The organism is Bradyrhizobium sp. Unk1, assembly GCF_059512345.1.
Genome location: NZ_JCAMOP010000072.1, coordinates 1 through 19,977, shown reverse-complemented (window position 1 = coordinate 19,977; position 19,977 = coordinate 1). Strand labels below are relative to the sequence as shown.

General features: G+C 57.8%; 8 protein-coding genes and 3 pseudogenes. 8 read left to right on the top strand and 3 right to left on the bottom strand.

The window, feature by feature from the left end; all coding sequences use genetic code 11:
- Positions 1-72: 72 nt before the first annotated feature.
- A pseudogene (locus AC5ZFO_RS44755) lies at positions 73-328 on the bottom strand (transposase); the annotation flags it as partial.
- 735 nt (positions 329-1,063) lie between these two features.
- Here AC5ZFO_RS44755 and AC5ZFO_RS44750 point away from each other — a divergent pair.
- The 4 genes and pseudogenes from AC5ZFO_RS44750 to AC5ZFO_RS44735 form a co-directional block, all read left to right on the top strand.
- The gene (locus AC5ZFO_RS44750) at positions 1,064-4,285 is read left to right on the top strand and encodes a hypothetical protein (RefSeq protein WP_496123879.1); all 3,222 of its coding nucleotides are present in this window, start codon (positions 1,064-1,066) and stop codon (positions 4,283-4,285) included.
- A gap of 102 nt (positions 4,286-4,387) precedes the next feature.
- The gene (locus AC5ZFO_RS44745; protein WP_496123878.1) at positions 4,388-5,758 is read left to right on the top strand and encodes a hypothetical protein; all 1,371 of its coding nucleotides are present in this window, start codon (positions 4,388-4,390) and stop codon (positions 5,756-5,758) included.
- A gap of 67 nt (positions 5,759-5,825) precedes the next feature.
- Complete coding sequence (locus AC5ZFO_RS44740) at positions 5,826-8,072, top strand: di-heme-cytochrome C peroxidase (protein WP_496123877.1); 2,247 nt, start codon at positions 5,826-5,828, stop codon at positions 8,070-8,072.
- Between the two features lie 1,318 nt (positions 8,073-9,390).
- A pseudogene (locus AC5ZFO_RS44735) lies at positions 9,391-9,631 on the top strand (DUF736 domain-containing protein); the annotation flags it as partial.
- Positions 9,632-9,664: 33 nt separating this feature from the next.
- Here the strand turns inward: AC5ZFO_RS44735 and AC5ZFO_RS44730 are convergent.
- Positions 9,665-9,946 carry a helix-turn-helix domain-containing protein gene (locus tag AC5ZFO_RS44730; RefSeq protein ID WP_496123876.1) on the bottom strand — a complete coding sequence of 94 codons (282 nt, stop codon included), beginning with the start codon at positions 9,944-9,946 and terminating at the stop codon, positions 9,665-9,667.
- 104 nt (positions 9,947-10,050) lie between these two features.
- Here AC5ZFO_RS44730 and AC5ZFO_RS44725 point away from each other — a divergent pair.
- The 4 genes and pseudogenes from AC5ZFO_RS44725 to AC5ZFO_RS44710 form a co-directional block, all read left to right on the top strand.
- Positions 10,051-10,212, top strand: a pseudogene (locus tag AC5ZFO_RS44725) (DUF2285 domain-containing protein); the annotation flags it as partial.
- Between the two features lie 3,238 nt (positions 10,213-13,450).
- Positions 13,451-14,362 (top strand): TauD/TfdA dioxygenase family protein, encoded by a 912-nt coding sequence (locus AC5ZFO_RS44720; RefSeq protein ID WP_496123875.1) that lies wholly within the window; start codon positions 13,451-13,453, stop codon positions 14,360-14,362.
- A gap of 2,101 nt (positions 14,363-16,463) precedes the next feature.
- Complete coding sequence (locus AC5ZFO_RS44715; RefSeq protein ID WP_496123874.1) at positions 16,464-18,257, top strand: ABC transporter ATP-binding protein; 1,794 nt, start codon at positions 16,464-16,466, stop codon at positions 18,255-18,257.
- A 480-nt stretch (positions 18,258-18,737) separates the two neighbouring features.
- Positions 18,738-19,058, top strand: coding sequence for a hypothetical protein (locus AC5ZFO_RS44710; RefSeq protein WP_496123873.1), 321 nt, complete (start codon positions 18,738-18,740; stop codon positions 19,056-19,058).
- Between the two features lie 376 nt (positions 19,059-19,434).
- Here AC5ZFO_RS44710 and tnpB read toward each other — a convergent pair whose 3' ends face one another.
- The gene (gene tnpB, locus AC5ZFO_RS44705) at positions 19,435-19,866 is read right to left on the bottom strand and encodes an IS66 family insertion sequence element accessory protein TnpB (protein WP_496123872.1); all 432 of its coding nucleotides are present in this window, start codon (positions 19,864-19,866) and stop codon (positions 19,435-19,437) included.
- Positions 19,867-19,977 lie beyond the last annotated feature (111 nt).

Sequence of the window (19,977 nt, the reverse complement as noted above, 5' to 3'; positions counted from 1 at the left end):
AAACCGCGGCGACGCGCCACGCGAACAAGATAGGCGTCAAGCGCCATTCAAAAGGGCCGCAGAGCTACGCTTACGGTCAATCTCGGCCAAAACGAACTCGGGCTTGATCGTGGCGTTCGGTGTTCGACTGGCACCCGAGCGCGCTTCAAACCTTCAAACGAGGCATGTCGCTTGTCCAGCTGTCAGGCAGAAAGAGATGTAACGCGACCATCACCGGCACTTCGCCGCGCGCAAGCGTCCAAGACAGCAGCGTTTGGCAATTTGCGGTTTTACCGAGAGCCGACGCGTATTGAGCCGCAACACCGACCGAGCGCTCACCTTTCACCGGTTCGATTAGTTCATCCAAACGCTCGGAGAGCTTTCTCCGCTCCAGAACTGCCGCCCTGTAGTAGACTGCGGAATCCTTGATGCGGCAGTTCCGCCTAACGAGCACGGCTCGCGGTCGGACGGCGTGGGCGGGATCCTGCTGCACGCCTTGTACTTCCCGATGAGCAGGTCGCAATCACGACAAATCTGAAGGACCGCACTACCTTTCATGTCCGACGTCTAGCACTGGTGGCGACCCGGAACGAACCAGGACGAGCCGACGTCACGTGTCCCAGTGGCTGGATAGGCAAGTTGCGGATCGGTGAGCTCAAGCGGCGTGAGGTCGCGAGACCTCAATAAAGCAGCAGACTGCCTGACGCGCCGCGAGTGCCAAGTGTTGAAGGCCATAGCGAGTGATGATGATCCGAGGTCGAAACGGGCTGATGATGAGATCGAGCTGGCCATGCGGGATTGTTGCGCTCTATTCGAATGAATGAAGAAAAAGTGCGCAAGGTGGCGGGTCGAGAGCGAAAAACACCGACATCACGGGTCTTGATCCTCAGCATCGAAAATCCCTTGACGATTCAAGAGAATATTCGATAAATCGCGCCACTACTGTAGGTTATGTTCTCAATTTTCAGCGCGGTGGCCGATAAAGATCTCCCGTCAATTTGTCGCGGGCCGCCGAATGCCTTCGACGAGGGCTGGTACGATTTTGCAGAATTCAAGCCTATTTTCTCGCTCAGGACTATCTCCGATGGACAGTATGGAAAGTGAGGCGATGACGGTGCGCGAGCAGCTCTTTACATTGTCGCGCAACCTCCGGTGGATCGCTGTCTTTTCGGTGTTCATTTCAGTTTTGCTGTACTTGCCAGATCAGATTCAAGAGCTCTACCGGATAGCCGCTGACGACATTGGGTGGGTAACGCTCAAGGAGTTTGTCGCCGTGGGCGTGATTGCGCTAACGATCTGGGCGGCCGCTTTTCAGCTTAGCGCCGCAACCCTGCCTCATATCCCGCCCGCGAGGGGGCGCGTGGCCCTTTATATCAAAGTTGCACCCATTGTACTCGGTGCGTTGCCGATCATCGCCGCGACGGCCGGTCAACTCGCCTCGCGGCCGGCTGAAAAGATCGGTGAGGTCGAGGAGGTCGGAAGTATCTTCCGCATTCAGGACGAAGCGCTCGCCTTCGAGCGGAACATGCTGCTCATCCTCGCGCTTGTCATGTTGATCCTGCTCGCCTCGTTTCTCGTATTCGCTTGGCAGATGGGGTCAAAACATCGCTCGGCCGCACTCGCGAACCGGGCGAACATCGCCTATTTCATCCGCTATAGATTTCTCGCGCTCACGATCGGCGCCATCGCCCTGTTGACGACCGGGTTCGTTTTGTTTCCGGACAGGCTTGCACAATTCGTCGGATCGTTCGGTGTAATCGCTCTCTTTGCGATGTGCGTGGCCGGCCTCTCCACCCACTTTGCGCTACTGACGATCAGGTTCAATTTTCCTTTTATACCGGTTGTGTTTGGCGGCTTGTTCATGGTTGCCTCACTGTTTGGAGGCGATGACCACGGATTACGCAGCGTGGCCGGAACAACCGGCCCATCAAAAGAGATGCGCATTTCTGCAGTCGAAGCATTTCGCGATTGGCTTCGGCAAAAACCGCGCCTGGCCGAGGCCGAGAGGCTTGGAGAATATCCGGTATTCATTGTGGCTGCCCAGGGGGGAGGCATCTACGCAGCCAACAATGCGGCGCGCTTTCTTGCCAGGATGCAGGATCTCTGTCCGGCATTTCGGCAGCATCTGTTTGCGATAAGCGGCGTCTCCGGAGGGAGCGTCGGCTCGGCGATCTTCGCAGCTGCGCTTCATGCCGACAGTGCGCCACTTGATACGATCGCTCCCGACGCAAAGACATGCCCGAAGATCGCCGACTTTCTGGCCGGCGTCGGCCGGGCTGAGGATATCGATGCCCCTGGGCAGGTAGAGCAGCGCGTCGCAGGCGTCTTGGAGACCGATTTTCTCTCGCCCTTGATTGCCGGTTTTCTTTTTACCGACTTCACCCATCTGTTCTCTCCGTTTGCTATCCCAAGTTTTGATCGTGCGCGCTTTCTGGAGTACACGCTGGAAAATGCTGCAGACAGAATGCTCAAGAGCCAAAAACGCGCCGGTGACCAGTCCAATCTGCTAAAGACCGATTTTCAGTCACATTGGACACCTTCCAACAATATGCCGGCGCTGCTGTTGAACACGACAGATGCCGGTAGCGGCAAGCGCGTTGTCATCTCTCCCTTCGATATCGACCCGCTCCACGCCAAAGACAAAGACCTCTGCATTCTCTCGATGCTTGATCGTGCCGGCACCGGAGTCGATCAAACTGTCAAGAGCCACTCGCTGCGGATTCCGCTTAGTGCTGCGGCGTTTACGAGCGCGCGGTTTCCATGGGTGACGCCGGCAGCGACGGTCTCCTTGCGGAATGATTGTATTACCGCCAATCCGCAGGCGCGCCTTGTGGACGGCGGATATGTCGAGAATTCCGGAATAGAGACTGCGCTCGATTTGATTGAACGGCTCAACAGCATCAAGGGCACCTCTGACGCGCCAAAATTCCGGATCTATCTGCTATCGCTGGTGAGCGGTCAATTCGGAGATCACGGCTCTTTCATGTTCGGTGAGCTCATGGAGCCGGTGCGCGCGCTCTTGAGTACGCGAAGCTCTCGGACCTATGTTGCACTCAACCATGCGAACAATATCGATCGTCGGCCAACGAGCGATGTAACGGCTAGCGTGCAACGCTTTCCAACGTTCGGTCGAATAGACATAACAGGCTCGTTCTACAACCTGCCGCTTGGTTGGACGCTATCTCAGAAAACCGAAGATATCATCTCGCTAAGCAGCGGCCGCTTTTGGGATTGTGTGCCGAAGGATGACTTCGATCAATCCCGCAAGAAGCAGAGTAACGCCGATTGCTTGCAAGTGAAGTTGTTTCATCTCTTGAACGGATCCGTCGCATCCGCCTTTGAAACGCTCAAAGAAGCCAAGCTTGCCCAGGCGGCTTACGCTGACGAGTTAGACAAAGAATACAGGCCCGCTCCAAAGATCAAACCGCAGCCGTTACTTGCCTGCTATGAGAGCAAGTGGTTGCAGGAGCGCGGCTATCAAAAGTACCAGGATAAAGTTTCTGCTTATGAGCAAAAGCTGGCGCAGTCGATCAAGGACCATTCGCCGGCTCCTGCGCCCGTGCCGCCATATCGAAAGAGCTATATGGCTTATTTCCAGGCCGAGCAGGTCAAAGCCTTGCTGCAGGAATGGGACCGCATCAAGGAGACCGATCCGCGGATCCTGGCCTATATCCTAGGGGCAATCTCCTACGACAGCGCCGACTTTACACGCAGCAGCGAAGACTTTTCTTACAGCGCGGTCTCGCAACTGCCGCGCAAATGGCGCGATCGGATAGAAAGGAACAACGCCGACCTAGCGGCCACGAACAAACCGCCCGTCGGCATGGACGCATTGCTCAACCATCCCAAGGAGTTGGCCAACTTTGTTCTTGGTTACGAGGGCAACCCGTTCGGAAACCAGGTGGGAACGGACGACGGTTGGCTGTTTCGTCCACGAGGAATGTATCAACTGGTGGGACGGGAGCAATATCAGGAAGCGCAGAATCAAGTGCAAGAGATCGGAGAACTGGCGGGGCTTGATCTGCTCACGCTTCCCGACGCACTGCGTGATGCGAAGATCTCAGCCAAGGTCGCTTTTGCCCACTTTCGGCTTCATCCCTATCAGAACCGAACGCTGTTTGAGCTACTCAAGGATCCATCGAAGGACTGGATCGCCGTGCGCGCGTTGCAAACCGACATGGAGCATGGCCCAGCCGATAGGGAGCGTGTCAATGCAAGAAGCCAGATGTTTCTCGGCTGCATCGAAGAGGCGCTACATCCGACGCAACTCAAGACATTGCAGAGCAAATTCTACGGCAGCGAGTAAGCATCCTGATCCCCGGCCGCGCGCCGCGTGCGGGGGATTATGCGGCGAAAGCGGTCTACATCAGACTTTCGATTTTTCAATCTTACAGGGGAATTGCCGACGATGGCAAAAGGTGAAATTCGCCGGTCAAAGCTTGGTCGGCTGTTTACAGGTCTGTCCGCAGCGGGGCTGATCGTCGCCGTTACCTCAGGAGCAGGAACAGCCCGGGCCGAGACGCCATCGAAGCCGCTTTCCGCCAACGATGTGTCTATCCTGTTTCCTCCACCGAAAGCGCCTGCAGACCTCGTTAATCTGATCGCGGTTTCCGATCTCACCGGCCCCACTGGGGCTCCGCAGCGGCTTTTGTCCGACGAGGATTTCGTGCGTTTTATCGCAAACGCCGAAAATCCAGAGCGCGAAGGCGTGCCCGCCTCGGGCGCGCGCCGCATTCAGCTGCCTGATGTCGTGAAGAAGATCGATGCCTGGTTCGTTGCGGGCATCCGGATCGATCCGGGAGCCCCGGGATTATCTGCTGATGTCATCGCCCAATTTGGCCGGCAACCGCAAATCCGCCTGGTCATTCAACCGGTGACCCATGGACCCGAAGGATTCAAGGTCCATGACACTGCCGGTCATCTTATCTTCAGTTTCAACCTCCAACCCGATCCACCTCTTGATGGTTGTGCGCCATTCCCGCGATTTAAACCTGATGATCAAGCCTTCAAGGCAATCGTTCGTGACGTTGCATCTTTGCGTGATCAACTTGCGGCAGGAAAATTCGGCAATGTCAAGGTCTCGACTGCCGGTGACATGAACGTGCACCCGGGCCTTGTCGGTGCATCCGCAAAGCCGTTTCGTGATGCGGTTAAAGCTTTACTGGAAAAGCATCTCTCGCCGCAGCGCCTCAACACCATGGCTGTCATGGGGATTTCACCGCCCGAACCCTGGATTTTCATCTCGATGTTAAGGGTCCCGCAGGCCGGGTTGATACCAGTGCCTGGCCCGACGCTCGATGGCCTTCATGCCGCGCAGATGTTCAGCATCGTCGGCGGGACGCACGTGCTCCCGCGGCCTGTCACGAATAATCAGAATCCAACGACGTGTCGCCACGCGGCACTGCAGAATCCTCCTCTGCCGCTTGCCAATCGTAAGGGTGTTTCGACGGCCGATTTCATCGATGCCAACGTCCCCAATAGCCGCGTACTCGAGATCGTCAATGTCATTGCCGATACGAAGAAGAGTCATTTCTTCAATACGGACTGCGTGAGCTGTCACACCGAAACGGCGCAGCCACTCGCCAGGAAACTGCAAGGCTTCGCGGTGTCGGGCGTGAACCGAGCCGTTCTACCGAAAGAAGACTGGAATGTTCGCAATTTCGGGTGGTTCCCCTCGTTCTTGCATGGTGGCGCAGCGGCCGCGACTATAACGCGGCGCGCGGCAGCCGAGACCGCTGACGTCGTCACCTTCATCAATAGCCAATTGCTGAACAAGTAATAAGCGCATTGCTGGCTGGCCCGCTCGCGCGGCGGCAGGCGCATTTGAAATTTAAGGAGAGTTTGGAATGGGGGCACGTTCGTTCAGCTCTTGGGTCGGTGGTCTGGTGAGACGCTGGCCTCATGTCGTCGCTCTGTTGTTCGCGATCGTGTTCGTCGTGGCGGCATCAATAGGGATGGCGTATTTCGCACCCGAGAAGCTTCGCGATGCGGCTCTCAAGATCAAAAATGGCGCAAATCTGGTGGCGCAATTGCTGCCCGCGACGCTGCCCGCGCCATCGAAGATCGATAGCGCATACTGGCTGCCCCAGAACTGGAGTTCGCGGCAGCGTTACTGGTTCCACCACACGTCCCAAGGCACGGCGACAATTCCCGTCCCGTATCGATGGTTTCTGGCTCTGGAACGTCCCGAGTTGTCGATTCGTTACACGAGTCTGACTGACAACGAGTATCTGCGACGCCTTGGTTTCATCCCCAGTCCGAGCTCAAAGGACTTTGACGATAGCTCACCTGCGTACGGCTACCAGGAGGATGCGAAGGGCGTTAGCTCCACTTGGACGGCGAGCACGCCTGACAACGCCAATGGTTTGCCTGTAGGTTTCGCGATCCTGAAAGGGGGCGTCGACCCGACGACGGGAGGCTTCTACGAAGATCAGATCGGGCTAACCTGCGCGGCCTGTCATACCGGTCATCTCGAGTACAAGAATGTCAGCATTCGCTACGATGGTGGGCCAGCGATGGTCAATCTCGGCGAGGTTGAACGGGTCATTGGGCTATCAATCGGCTATACGCTGATCTTGCCGTGGCGGTTCGAACGATTCGCCGACCGGCTGGAAAGCATTGACGGTCGAAGCGTCGACCGCGGGAAGCTTCGACGTGATCTGGAGCTCGCACTTCAAAAGATCAAGAAACAGAAGGCTGCAAATGATAGCCTTTTGACGCGGCAGGGCGTGACGAATCTCGACGAGGGGTTCGGCCGACTTGATGCCTTGAACCGGATCGGCAACCAAGTCTTCTATACTAATTTCCTGGATCCGGCGACCGGCGAACTCCCAGATCCGCTCCTCAAGGGCAACTTCGCGCGCAACGACGCTCCCGTGAGTTTTCCGCCGATCTGGGACACGCCGCACTTCCTTTGGGCGCAGTATGATGCCTCTGTTCTCAACGAGCTTGTTCGCAATTCTGGCGAAGCGCTCGGCGTCAGCGCGAAAATCAATATGAGGGCACCCGCGCCGGGACGGCCGCTTTTTGAATCATCCATCCATCTGTCGGACATTGCGCGTTTCGAGGAGCTTTTGCGCGGTACCGATCCCTTTTCGTTGGCGGAGGCAAGCGGCAGGAAATTCAACGGGCTTGTCGCACCACGATGGAAGGATGCGCAGGACAGGTTCCGAGGCGACCCTGCCTGGGCCATTGACGAAAAACTCGTTGAGAAAGGTCGCGATCTTTATCGCGCGCACTGCTTTGAATGCCACCGAGGGCCGGTCAATGATCCCGCATTCGACGCAAAGTGGCCGGACGATTCGTTCTGGAAGCCGGAGAACCCGGATCGCTCTGCCAAGGGCGAGAAGAATTGGTTGGAGATCGGCGGACGCCATTATTTCAACGTCGCTCAGCTGCCGGTGAACGTGATCGGCACCGATCGTCAACAATCCAATGTCCTGACGACCCGGCGCGTTCACTTACCCGCGTCACTCGGCCTCAATCCGATCGATGACCTGAACAAAGCCTGGGGGTGCGGCCTTCCGGCCGATCGGGCGGCAGATCCCTTATTCGTGCTCGCGCTGATGGATGTGGTGGGCAAGACGATTGATCAATGGAACGTTGCGAACGATTCTGCCGAGGAAGCCAAGCAGCAGATGTGGGGGCCGAGGAAAAACTGTCAGAACCCGCGAGTCTATGTTGGGGCGCGGGCGAGCCGTAACGGCAAGGACGAAGATGTCCTTGCCCTTGAACCTCAGTACCGCGCGCGTCCGCTGGACGGTGTTTGGGCAACAGCTCCGTATCTGCACAACGGGTCCGTGCCGACGCTAAAGGACATGTTATTACCGCAGGGCCGGCGGCCGAGCTCTTTCTGCGTGGGCAGCCGCAAATTCGATCCTGTTGACGTCGGGCTCGTTGCGAAAGTGCGAGCGAACGACGCCTGCGCGGCCGGCCTGACGGACTTCAACGTATCGCTGCTTGGGAATAGCAATCGCGGGCATTCTTTTGAGGGCAAGGAAACCGATATAACGAAGCTGCCGGCTGGGGTCATCGGGCCAGAATTGACCGACGCCGAACGGCGGGCGCTTCTAGAGTATTTGAAGACGCTGTAAGGAAGCCGTCCCCCGGAAGCTCGGCGCTCGTCGCCCGAAGGCAAACCAAGTCGATCTTTTTGGGGACGACACTATCCACGTAAACTCATCCGCGTATTGAGGACATATCACTCAGTGTCCTGAAAGGGAGTTGCCGGACTTACTTTCTAAGATCGGATGACGGCGGTCCTTGATTCGACTGCCAGTCGTGCGGGGGCGCGCCAGGCTTGGCTGATGAATTCAATCAGGCAAGGCTGAACTCTGGCCGGGGGCTAGAGCCTTGATCAGGAGTAGCGTGATGTTCTTCGGTGCTGCTAACTCAGGAGGTGCTACCGCGCTCGAGCCGATCATGCAGATTGCGCAGACATCTACTCGGAACGTGAACTGGATCGCGCACGCGGGCCTTCTGCGTCATCGACAGAGCTTGTCGGGTTCACGAGATCGAATAAATCGCCGATCATTGATGAGCGGATATGTTCAAGCGGGAGGCCCAGCTTGGCGCGGACAAGACTATCAGGCTGATCGAACGACTTGCCCGTGTATGTCGGTAATCTTCGCTAAAGACACTAGTCTTGATGACGCGCGACGTTCTTCATTGTATGATCATGCAACCTTAAGTGAAAATTTAAGGGCCATTCTCGTCGCCGTTCACATTGGCAATTGCTAACATTTATGTCGTGAGATTCGCCGTGCAGTGCAGTCATTGCGCCGCTCCATTGGAGGAGACCTTCTATGCTCAACTCCGAAACCATCGCCTGTCTCCGTCGAATCCTAGATGAGGTTTGCAAGGGGCTGTCGCGTCACGAGACCGGCATCCGAGCGCACGTCGCTTCCAAAATTCTAGAAGCCGCCTCTCGAGGCGAGACGTCCGTCGAAGTTCTCAGGCAAGTTGGGCAGAACGCGTTGACGAGTGCCCCTCGATGTGGCCTCAGCACGGTTCTCGTCGGCATTCATCCGAAAGTAGCGGTGCCGGCGAACCTACCGGCTCAACCAAACAGGATTAAGCCCGGCGATCTTGAATCCCTCGAGCGGCTCGCTCCGAGGTCTCGGCGAGGCCATTCACGTCCTCTTCGGTTTAAGTTTGTGTTCAGCGCTCGGACGCACCTCGCCTCGTAGCTTGATCTGGCCGAAGACTGCTGCGCCTCGATCGTCTGAGCCGCAATGCCGTCGGTTGAGACTTTCTTCCCTGGGCTAATGCCCATTCCTCGCGAGACAAGAAAGTTTCCTCGCGGCGTCCTCCGCTTAACGCTCCGGCCCGCGAAGAAGCGGGTGCGTCGCCGATCGTCTTCGGCCTTCAGATCGCCATCGAGGCAGCGGTAGTCGCGGGGCTCGAAGTGACATGGCTACCATCGGCACTTTCAGGAAGACGAGCATCCGACTTCCCGGGCGAGATCGTCACGCTGAGCCTGCGGCCCAGGGGCGTCCGCATCGTCGCTGAGGCCAACCGCTCAAATGAAAACGCTCCCAGCCACCGCGTCAATGTGGGCCGGGCGGAGATCGGGGCGCCATGGTCCAGGCGCTCCGAGAAAGGCCGCGACTACCTCTCACTCAAGCTCGATGATCCCTCGTTCAACGCCCCGAAGTGTTTTCAGCGAACTCATGCGAGCAGAGCGCTATTTCTTCTTGTGACGTGGACGAGTCGGCTTGCGACCTTTGCGCAATGTCTTATGGGACGTTGCTCCTTTGGGTGGTTGGACAAAGAACTCGGATAAATGGACACCAAGCGTTTTAGCAATCCGATCGAGAAGATCGATTGTTGGATTCTCCTCTTGCCGCTCAACACCACCCATATATGAGCGATCAATCCCCGCGTCGTAAGCCAATTGCTCCTGCGGAATACCGAGATCCACGCGGATCCGCCGCACATTCCAGGCCACAAGCGCACGAGCATTCATGCGCCCAAAGCAGCCATTCGGAAGGCCATCAAACCACTGGCTATAACCGATCTATTGCGACAAGTTCGTCAAATGAAGATAGCGATCTCGCCGCGTGAGCATACATGAAGCAGCCTGCCTTAGATCCAGATGTCAGGGACGCGGCGTCGAATGAGTCGGTGCTGACGTCCTGTGACGAGCTGCATCTGGTGACGTATTGGCGACTCCTCGATGCTGAAGCCGATGGAGCCAACTGGAAAGAAGTTGCCTGGATCGTGTTGCATCTCGCCGGCCCTGCAGCCTGGTTCACCTTCCTCGGCAACAACGTCGTGGCGATCAGGGCCAGAAAGGAAATGGGGTTCAGGGCGACGATCCGCGTCGATCAGGGCAGCGAGTTCGTGTCGCGCGATCTTGACCTTGCCCTGTGGTCCTACCGGCGCGACGTCACCCTGGATTTCATGGGTGTCGGCGCACCCGGGTATGAGCCTGTGGGAACCACGCTCTCTCTGGCGCTGCACGGAGCATGTCGGCCCCTTTGGGCGGGCAAAACGCGATCACGTTGCATCGCGGTGCGCGGGAACGAATAAAGATCCGGAAGGCATTGCGAGCCATTAGGGTCCGTTTGGGCTGCCAGTTCTCGCTCAATCCATCGCACAAAGAGACGCATTCAATCGCATTATTTGATGTTGTCCTCAGATCCATAGTTGCCCACGATTGCAGTGTATTCGCTAGCGTGAAAGTTCTGGTCTACACTGTCGAGTTAAATGCACGTCTCACCATGCCATGTTGTGCATCGTTCTTACCGTCTCGTTTCCAGGCAAGGATGTGTAATAACGAAGTGCCATCGTTGCATCGGCGGAGTTCGCGCAACTTGGTGCGGCCAATGCTTTCAAATCAACAAGAGCTCGTCTGCGAAAAGCATACCAACTGGCGATAGTAGATTGAAATACGCAACTATTGCGTTCGAGTGCTCTGCACAATGACACGTTGTATATGAGTTTGCGCTTTCGTTGGCCACGGAATCTAAGGGGACATTGTTTGTCATGAGGCAGTTTGCGATTGCAATTGGGAAGAGCGGCCTGTGCGCACGCGGTTGGTCATCGTTTTCCCGTGCGGCATGTGCGTTCGCCGACTGTTGCTGCGGGCTATGACTGGAGATCCGAGGGGAGTGCGCCGCTGCAGAGCCAGCTCTGCACCACAAGGATCCTTTTGGCGCCACTTGATGCCTGTCCGCTGGGCCAAGCGGCTGAGCATTGGCCAGCGAATGCCCAACGTCTCGCCTTTGAGCTTGCTGTCTTTGTAGCGTGGTCGGTCGCGGCCCTGCTTCCGGCGCACTCTGGCCAAGCCTCCGCGAGAGGCGGGGACTGTAGCCGAACAGCCTGATCACTATCAACTTGTCATTGAAGGCGTTGCCGGCAGCTTCGAGGTCGCCGCATTTGGGAGTGTCTATGTGCTCCGTTATCCGTACGCTTCATCTTGGCCTCAACCTTTATGGCGCGGGCGGTCACTCCGCAGCGTGGCGTGGGCCGGGCACAAACCCAAGCGCCGTCTTCGGCATCGAGCATTACGTTCGTGCTGCGAAGATTTGCCGAGCGCGGCCTGTTGGATACTGCTCAGCAGACGTGAATAGCGACAATGAATGCGGCGATCTACTCGAGGTTCAGCTCAGACAAGCAAGCCGGCCAGTCCATTGAAGGCGGGCTCGCGGCTCTGCCGCGCCATTAGCGAATGTAAGGATTGATCGTTGTCCCCGTCTACGATAACCGCACCATTGCCGGCGCAAAGCACGATGAATCGGCTCGGCTAGCAATTCTTCATCGCGACGCCAAAGCCGGATAGTCCGACGTTGTCGTCGCTGAAGCGTTAGACCGCATTTTCCGTGATCGGGAAGACCTTGCCGGCATCACAAGCGGCTCCGCTTCGCTGGTATCGACATCCATAGCGCGCAGGATGATGTTGCCTGCGACATCCACATCGGCGTGGCGGGGCCACTCGGCGCGCTTTGACTCAAGACCATGCGGCGACGTGGACGTCGTTTTCTTGACGAACTCGGATTTGGGGGCCGGCAAGACAACCTTCGCAGCGTCAATGTCAAACGCAGCGTCATTTCGTCGTTTTGAGCGCATTTATTGACCAGTCGATTGAACTCGCAGCTTCAGGGGGCGCCGTTTGCCGCAACAAAGTTGGGGTCCTCATTAAAGCGCTGACTGCTATAAGGCGTAGGTGGCGTCCGCAAAGAGCATGCTTGCGAGCATCAGCTTCGTGATGACAATGAAAGAGGTGAATCGCCTCCTTCATCAGACATTGGTCTATCCGCGCTCCAATGCACGTGACGCGAGATGAAGGCATCGATTGCGCTCGAAAGCTCTCGCTTTGTTGCCCCACGTGGCGCGTTTCGCCGCGTTTCCTTGGGAATAGCAACGGCAAGAGTTTTCGTCGATCAGTTAAAGCTTTTGCCGAGGATCGCGAACAGACAAGCGGACCTAATTCCAGCGCGGCCGCCCGCAGGACGGTTAAGTGGCGCTTGCGCAGGGGCGCGCCAATCGCCGAACGCGGTAGGCATTCGTGAGAAAAAAATAACAGCCGGATGGAGAACGCTCATGAGACCGATGGGCTTTTCTTGGGGGCACGAGTCACTTTGCCAGGCATGCCGCCGGCGGTTTGGTGCTTGGCGGACCCCGATTTTCTCGAGATGAAACATGTGAGACGGCGCTCACCTTGTCGTGACATTTGTTGAGCTGGTCCCTCGCCAAGTCGCGATACCAGCCCGTTAAAGCAGATCCGACTCAGATTGCACCGCGACGTTCCGCTCTCTTGGAATCGTATCCCGTAAAACGGGTGATATAGCCAGTGGTTAAACCGCAGCGGGAATTGCTACGGGCAGATCTGGAGCGATCTCTCGTTTCGCGAGCAGTTGCACCTGCTGCATATGTGGCAGGCGGATGAAACGGCCTCACCCATAGCGAAAATCAATAAGCACGTAGAAATTGTTGTGTTGTACAAAAAGAACGTATGGTAGAGTACAGGCCTCTGCAGTCGCACTGATCGGTCAAGTCTGAGTTATCTTTTTCGGCCTGATCAGGTCGACTGTACCCTGTTTCGGGCGCGTGAGAAATCGTCTTCCAAAAATATCCCGAGGCCTGGCTCGCGGACAAAATGAACATTTCGCATCGGTGAAAAGAAAGCCGGTTTCGTTTCATGGACTAGACATCGATTGACCGTATGATTGAGATGCCAGAGCGAGGTAGTTGATTATGTTACAAGTCGATCCCGGCAGCGTTGTCGGCCATCTCGGTCCTCCGATCGGACTCAATGGAAGAGCGGCCCTGATCGCGACAAAGCGGGTCACATGTTGGCGGTAGTGCTTAGCCGACGACCCGGTGTGGCTCTTCATGGCGGCTGCAGGAGCACATTGCCGCCGAGTAGGATTCGTTAACAAACGGACTTCCTTGGCCTCCGCCATTAGTCTCGCGACCAAGTATCGCGCAGCTTGGTTTTACGCATCACGATAGTGAGAGCATGATCATGAGCAACGTGACGACCATGGATAATGTCATCCCGCGATCGGACATCGCCAAATCCGCGGCCCGGCTTGGTGCCGAGATTAATAACATCAGGCTATCGGACGGATTGTCCGACGAGGTCATCTGCGCCATTAGCCAGTTGCTTCTTGAGCACAAAGTCATCTTCTTCCGTGATCAGGGACATCTCGATGATGCCGAACAGCAGCGTTTTGCCGTTCGCCTCGGCTCGCTGATACCGCGCACGATAAGGGGAACAATGATCCCGGACATGGTGCCGGGCCGCGGCAGCGGCCGTGCCGACCAGATGCACACGGATGTTCGCCTCGGTGATCCATATCCGAAAATCTCGGTACTGCGCGGCGTCGTGATCCCGCCTGATGGCGATGACATTATTTGGTCAAGCACTGCGGCCGCATATCGTGATCTTCCGGAGCCGCTGCGGATGCTTGCCGACAACCTCTGGGCGGTGCACTGCAGCGCCTATGATTGCACCGTGACCAGGCGCGCCATCGAGACGGACACGCAGCAATTCGATGATGTCCTCACCGGAACAATCTGCGAAACTGCGTGTCCAGTAGTACGCATCCATCCCGAGACGGGCGAGCGTTTGCTGGTGCTCGGACATTCTGTGCAGAACTTCGTTGGCCTGGAGAAATATGCCAGCCAGAAGCTGTTCGATCGGCTCCAATCCTACCTCACGGCCCGAGAGAATACCGTGAGCTGGAGCTGGAAATCGGGCGACGTTGTCATCTGGGACAACCGGGCGACCGAGCGTTACGCCGTGAAGGAATCTAGCGGCCGATATCGCGTGGAGAGGCGTATCGCTATCGATGGTGACATGCCGGTCCGTATCGCCGGTCCTCGCAGCGTGGTTCGCACTAGGTCAAAGCCGCAGGCGGCCAGGGCCGCCTAGTTCGGAAGTTCATCATTGATGGTGCGAAGCTGGGCGACGCCTGATCCAATTTGGCGCGGTTGAGGCGCGAGATGCGCCAGGCGATGCGCGAGTCCTTGACTGGCGCAGTCCCTTCTTGATCAGCTAGCCAGCCCGTATAGGCATTTGTTGTTCACGAGCCCGGTCCCGTACCTCAGCCGGCCTCGTCCCGGAGTTTGCCGTTTGGACGGATGTCGATCCATGCGGCGTCCGTTGGAGTGAGCCCGGCGCCCCGTAACGCTGGCCGCGCAGTATTGTCCTCCGCATCGAACCAAGCGTCTTGATGCGTCATCTAGCAAGAGGGCTGCTGGTGCGACAAAGAGCCATGACGGCTTGCGCTATCCGAGCTCATTTTGCCGAGTTCGCATTCTTGATCGGACAGGGCCGTCAAAGGGCTGGAGGGGATGGTGGCCTTGCTGGATAGCGATGGGCTGCGGCTACCAGCCAATGCTCGTACGGCACTGGCTGTTCTTGTGAACCAACTGAGGAAGCTGGGACGGAAGGTGGATGCCATCGAGCGAGAGCTGGCTCAGATCCATAGGATAAATCCTATAGCGAAGTGGCCCCGCTCCATTCCCGGCATTGGTCCCATAGCCGCCCCGGCTCTCGCTGCGACCGTGCCAGATCCGACCCGTTTAGTGCCGGGCGAACGTTCGCTGCTTGGCATGGCCGGACGGCTAAGGAGAATTCTACCAACGAGGGGGATCGGTTCGGTCACATAACGAAGCAGTGCGCATCCTATCTCAGGCGTCCCCTTGTCATCGAAGCGGCGTTACGTCGTCTGTTAAACAAAGGCCGGCTCCCGAGCCGGAAGCGGCTGGATCGATTCTCTTCTTGAACGGCCTCGGCCTATGTCGCGGCCGGTGCCGCGGCGACATGCCACTCGTGGAATCTGATCGCGCCTTGCTTCAATTGGGTCTTCCGCTAGAGTCGGCTCAGCCGTGCACGACACTCGGCGTAAGGCGTTCTTTCCGGCACAAACGACCGCTGATCCTGTTCGGTTTCCGACGTCGGTATGACGGCCGTTGCGTTTAAAACAACCAGGCGTCGCCTGCCGATCTACGGCTTTTCCAACCCCAAGCAACACTCACACGTTTGCAAGGTGATGGCACGGTTGTTGCTACTGCAAAGGCAGCCGACGGAGGCGCAAGACGAGCGATGCTCTCTTTCGACGGTGTTCGGGTCGTGAGGACATTCGAACTATTGGTCGCAAGTGTCATTCGCTGCAGCCGGCACCGGCAAAGCTAGTTCGGCTGCACTGTTGATGGATGCTGGGGCAATGGCCAAACCCAGCAAATTTGTCGCCGCCGGAATGAGCCGGCGCGTGCACAGCGCCTTCTATCTGAAAGGAAACGCGCGGCTTGTCTCGACATTACCAAACTGTTTACGGACGCGACGTCGTGGAGGAAAGAACAGAGGCAAGACGAATCGCTTTCGCACACCCAAATCTTGCCGCTGCAAGAAGGGGCGTCGTATGCGTGCGCTGACGCGACAAGCCTAGAGCAGGGATGTCGCACTTGTTTCATCGATGGACGTGTGTGCATACCCGGAATATGCACATTGTGAAAGCTTATCATGCGATCTGAAACCTCTTTGGCGTTCCACAACGGTTACGCTTGTTGCAAACGGTACTGCCAATTCAGCGAATCTCGAGCCTGCAGTGAAGACCCCGCCGGGACTGTGGAGCTGGACCGAAGGATCTATTCGCGTGTTCGTCGGCGGCGACGATGGCCGGAAATCCTTCAATGACGGTCCATCAATCTACCGCAAACTCATCGATACCGACTGTGTTCTTGCAAGATGACCAGATCGGCCACAAGCGACCCGCCGGCGGCGGCGTCACTCGAGTTGGCGAGGATTTCCGTGATCATGTCTTATTCAACGATCGCGCGCCCACTCCCGCTGTTCTTGCAGGATTTTCGCTTGTGCCCTCGACCGCCTGCGTTGATCCGGACCGGCGTCCCGCTTTCCCGAAGCACCCAACAACCTATGGTTTTTCAATGATAGTCCGGTCGTGCCTTGTGCCGCCATGCGACAATTCAGACAGAGACGGCCCGCGCTCTGAGTGCTGTCGGATTGCGCCATGACTGTTTCCGATGGCAAACGACCCGCCGCGATCCGCGAGGTGATCCCGTTCGTGTTCCAGCGCTGGCTGAAGCAGCCTGTCCGCCTCACGATCGTCTTCGTCAGCTTCTTAGGTGCGTCCGTCGCCGACCTGTTCTTGCCAGTATATTCGGGCCATCTGGTCGATGCATTAATGGCGGGTCCGTACGATTTGGCGGCACGGCATACAGCGCTTGCAGCGTTCGGCGGCATCGTCGCGGTGGGTCTCGTATCGCTCATCCTGCGGTTTGCTGGCCTGCAGGCGATTGTGCCATTCACGCTGAAGTCGATGTCCGATGTGGTGCGCGAAGCCTTCATGCGGGTGCAGCGCTCCTCCACCGATTGGCACGCCAATTCCTTCGCCGGCTCGACAGTGCGCAAGATCACGCGTGGCATGTGGGCGCTCGAGCTGCTCAATAATACCATTTTGTTCGCATTGTCGCCTTCGCTCGCCGTGCTCGTGGGGGCGATGATACTCCTAGGCCTGCACTGGCCCGCGTTCGGCGGCGTGATCGGGGTCGGCGCCGTAATCTATGTGGCGAGCACGATGGCGATGACGATCGGCTATATCGCGCCAAGTGCACGAATATCCAATGCTTGGGATACCAAGATCGGCGCCACGCTGGCGGACGCGCTCACCTGCAACGCCGTGGTGAAATCATTTGGCGCGGAGGCGCGCGAGGATGCGCGGCTCAACGGTGTCATCAACCGGTGGCAGGCACGGGTATCGCGCACGTGGCTGCGTGGCAACGCAAGCGCTTTGTTTCAGTATTTGATGCTCTTGTGCTTTCGCGGTTTGGTAATCGGCGGCGCTATCCTGCTGTGGATAGCGGGGCGCGCCTCCCCGGGCGACGTCACCTATGTGCTGACGAGCTATTACGTCATTCATGCCCATTTGCGTGAGGTCGGCATGCACATCAACAATCTGCAGCGTTCTGTGAACGACATGGTGGAACTTGTTACAATTAGTGGTGAGCCGATCGGCATCATCGATAGACCGGGCGCCAAACCGATCGCTATCCAAGGCGGAAGGATAACATTCGAGGATGTGACCTTTCACTACGGGGGGGACCGCGCGCCGCTTTACGACGGCTTGTCGATCGACATCCGCGCCGGCGAACGCGTTGGGCTGGTCGGCCGATCCGGCTCGGGCAAGACCACGTTTGTCAAGTTGGTGCAGCGGCTCTATGATCTCTCGGGCGGGAGGATCCTGATCGACGGCCAAGATATTGCCAAAGCGACACAGCAATCGCTGCGCAGTCAGATCTCGATCGTGCAGCAGGAGCCGATCCTTTTCCATCGCTCGCTGGCGGAGAACATCGCCTACGGCCGGTCCGGGGTCAATGTAAGGGTGATCGAGCAGGCAGCGCGGCTCGCCAACGCACACGACTTCATCATGCGGCTGCCGAAGGGTTATAATACGCTGGTCGGCGAGCGCGGCGTAAAGCTATCGGGCGGTGAGCGGCAACGGGTCGCGCTGGCGCGGGCGTTCCTCGCGGATGCGCCGGTATTGGTTCTGGACGAGGCGACCTCGAGCCTCGATTCGGAATCGGAGGCGCTGATCCAGCAGGCGGTGGAGCGATTGATGAGGGGGCGCACTTCGATTGTGATCGCGCACCGGCTCTCGGCGGTACGCAACCTCGATCGCATTCTGGTGTTCGATCGCGGTGAGATCGTCGAGCAGGGCACCCACGGCTCCCTGGCTCGAGCCGGCGGCATCTATCGATGGCTGTTTGAACGGCAGGCCAACGATAGGGCCTCGGCGATGAGCTAGACGGTCAACGACGGACCCGTGCGGAGATCGAAAATGGCCATCGGGGGCCTTCAGGTCACGCCGGCACGGTGCGTCAAGGGTATGACTATTTTGGGCATCGGCGGTCCTGGCATAGGCCTGTCGCGATATTCTGAGTTCCGGTCAGTCGGTTCCCCGCTCCATTGGGCGCACGGAGCCGGGCAGGAAGTATGGGCAAGCTTGTCAACTTGTCTCTCACGCCAAAGGCTTCAGGCTCGCGCGGGAGTGCGGCGGGCAACGCGGTCAGGGAGAGGGAAGCGCCCCATTCCTATCCTCCAGCCAAGCTCTCGTTCGATTGACGGCGGTTTGGCGGCTTTCGTCTTCACCCTGCCCCTCTCGGCCGCCCACGCCCCCAGAAGGGTGGTCCTGCGACCAGGCCGAGTTCGCAGCGGACGGCCGCGCGTCCGTCAGAGCCTTGTGCCCATACGCCGCGAGGGGAGAGCCGGGTTCTGAGGCTTCGGATTGGGACGCTTCGGAGTTGGAAATCGCGAAAAAACCATCACCGTCAATCTGCGCCCGATCTCTATCCATTGTTGCCGCATCTCGCATGACAAAATGAACCGGAATGCGCTGGAGCGCCGCTTCCGCAAAGCCGATCTCTCATCATGGCGACGATCCATCGAGAAGACGAAGCGGGCGATCATGGAGCGCTGCTCGAGTTGGAAGGGCCGAACACGCTCGCTGGTCCGGCGCACCAATGATGGCGGCCAGACATCCGCGCGATTCTGGTACTCGAACGGTTGGTATGTTGGGGATCCGGCTCATTCTCCTCTTCCAGATTGAGGATCAGGTCGGGCCTCTTGTCTGGATCGGGATGTTCTCATGTTAGGACCCTGAGCTGTCGCTAAGCTGACTAGTCTCATCGCTCGAGAAATTCCGGGCCCCTGCAGCTGTGCTGGCGGCCTGTTGTCACTGCCCGAGATGAGTCCAGCCGATGCCGTCATCGTCACTGTCGTGTCTTCTCTCTTCGGCTGAGTTGTCTGACAGGGTCGCGAAAATGCTGCGCCCAATAACCATATGCGACGATGGCAAGTTTTGGCCCGGAATTCAGCCCCGCTAGGCGGCTAGCCTGCCGCCGCGGCCGGCTCCGTCGAATCCTTGTCTTGTGGCCTGCGGCGCAGCCGAACAAAAGAATGGGTAAGCGATTTTCGCAGTCATCTCACTCGGTGATGAACAATCGCGCGCTGCTTTCGCCGGAACGATACGGCAGAATGTCCTTCACACCAAAATCAGAGCATATTCGCCGCCATCTCGCGAGCGTCCGACGCTCCTGATTCACTTCGCCGCACCACTGCCAAAAGCTATCCGGGCTGCGCTGGCGCTGGCGTTTCCCGTGCTTCGTGCACAAGGCGGCAGTCGAGTCCTTCCAGCAACGCGGACAATCGCGCCGCCGACAGGCGCATAAACCGTCCTCGATCTTCGGCCAGCGGAAGATCCCATCCTCAAGCCTCTTGGCGAACAGGCACAAGCCCGTTCCGTCCCAGAACACCAGCTTGATCCGATCCGCCCGCTTGGCCCGGAACACGTAGACAGCTCCCGAGAACGGGTTAGCTCCCATGCTCTCGCGCACCAGGGTCGCAAGACCGTCCATGCCCTTTCTGTTATGTGGTGCACCACATAACCGCAATTATGCGGAGCCCACGATTATGCGGAGTGTGCGGCCGTTCAATCCGAGACCCACTTCGTTATCAACAGTTTAGTT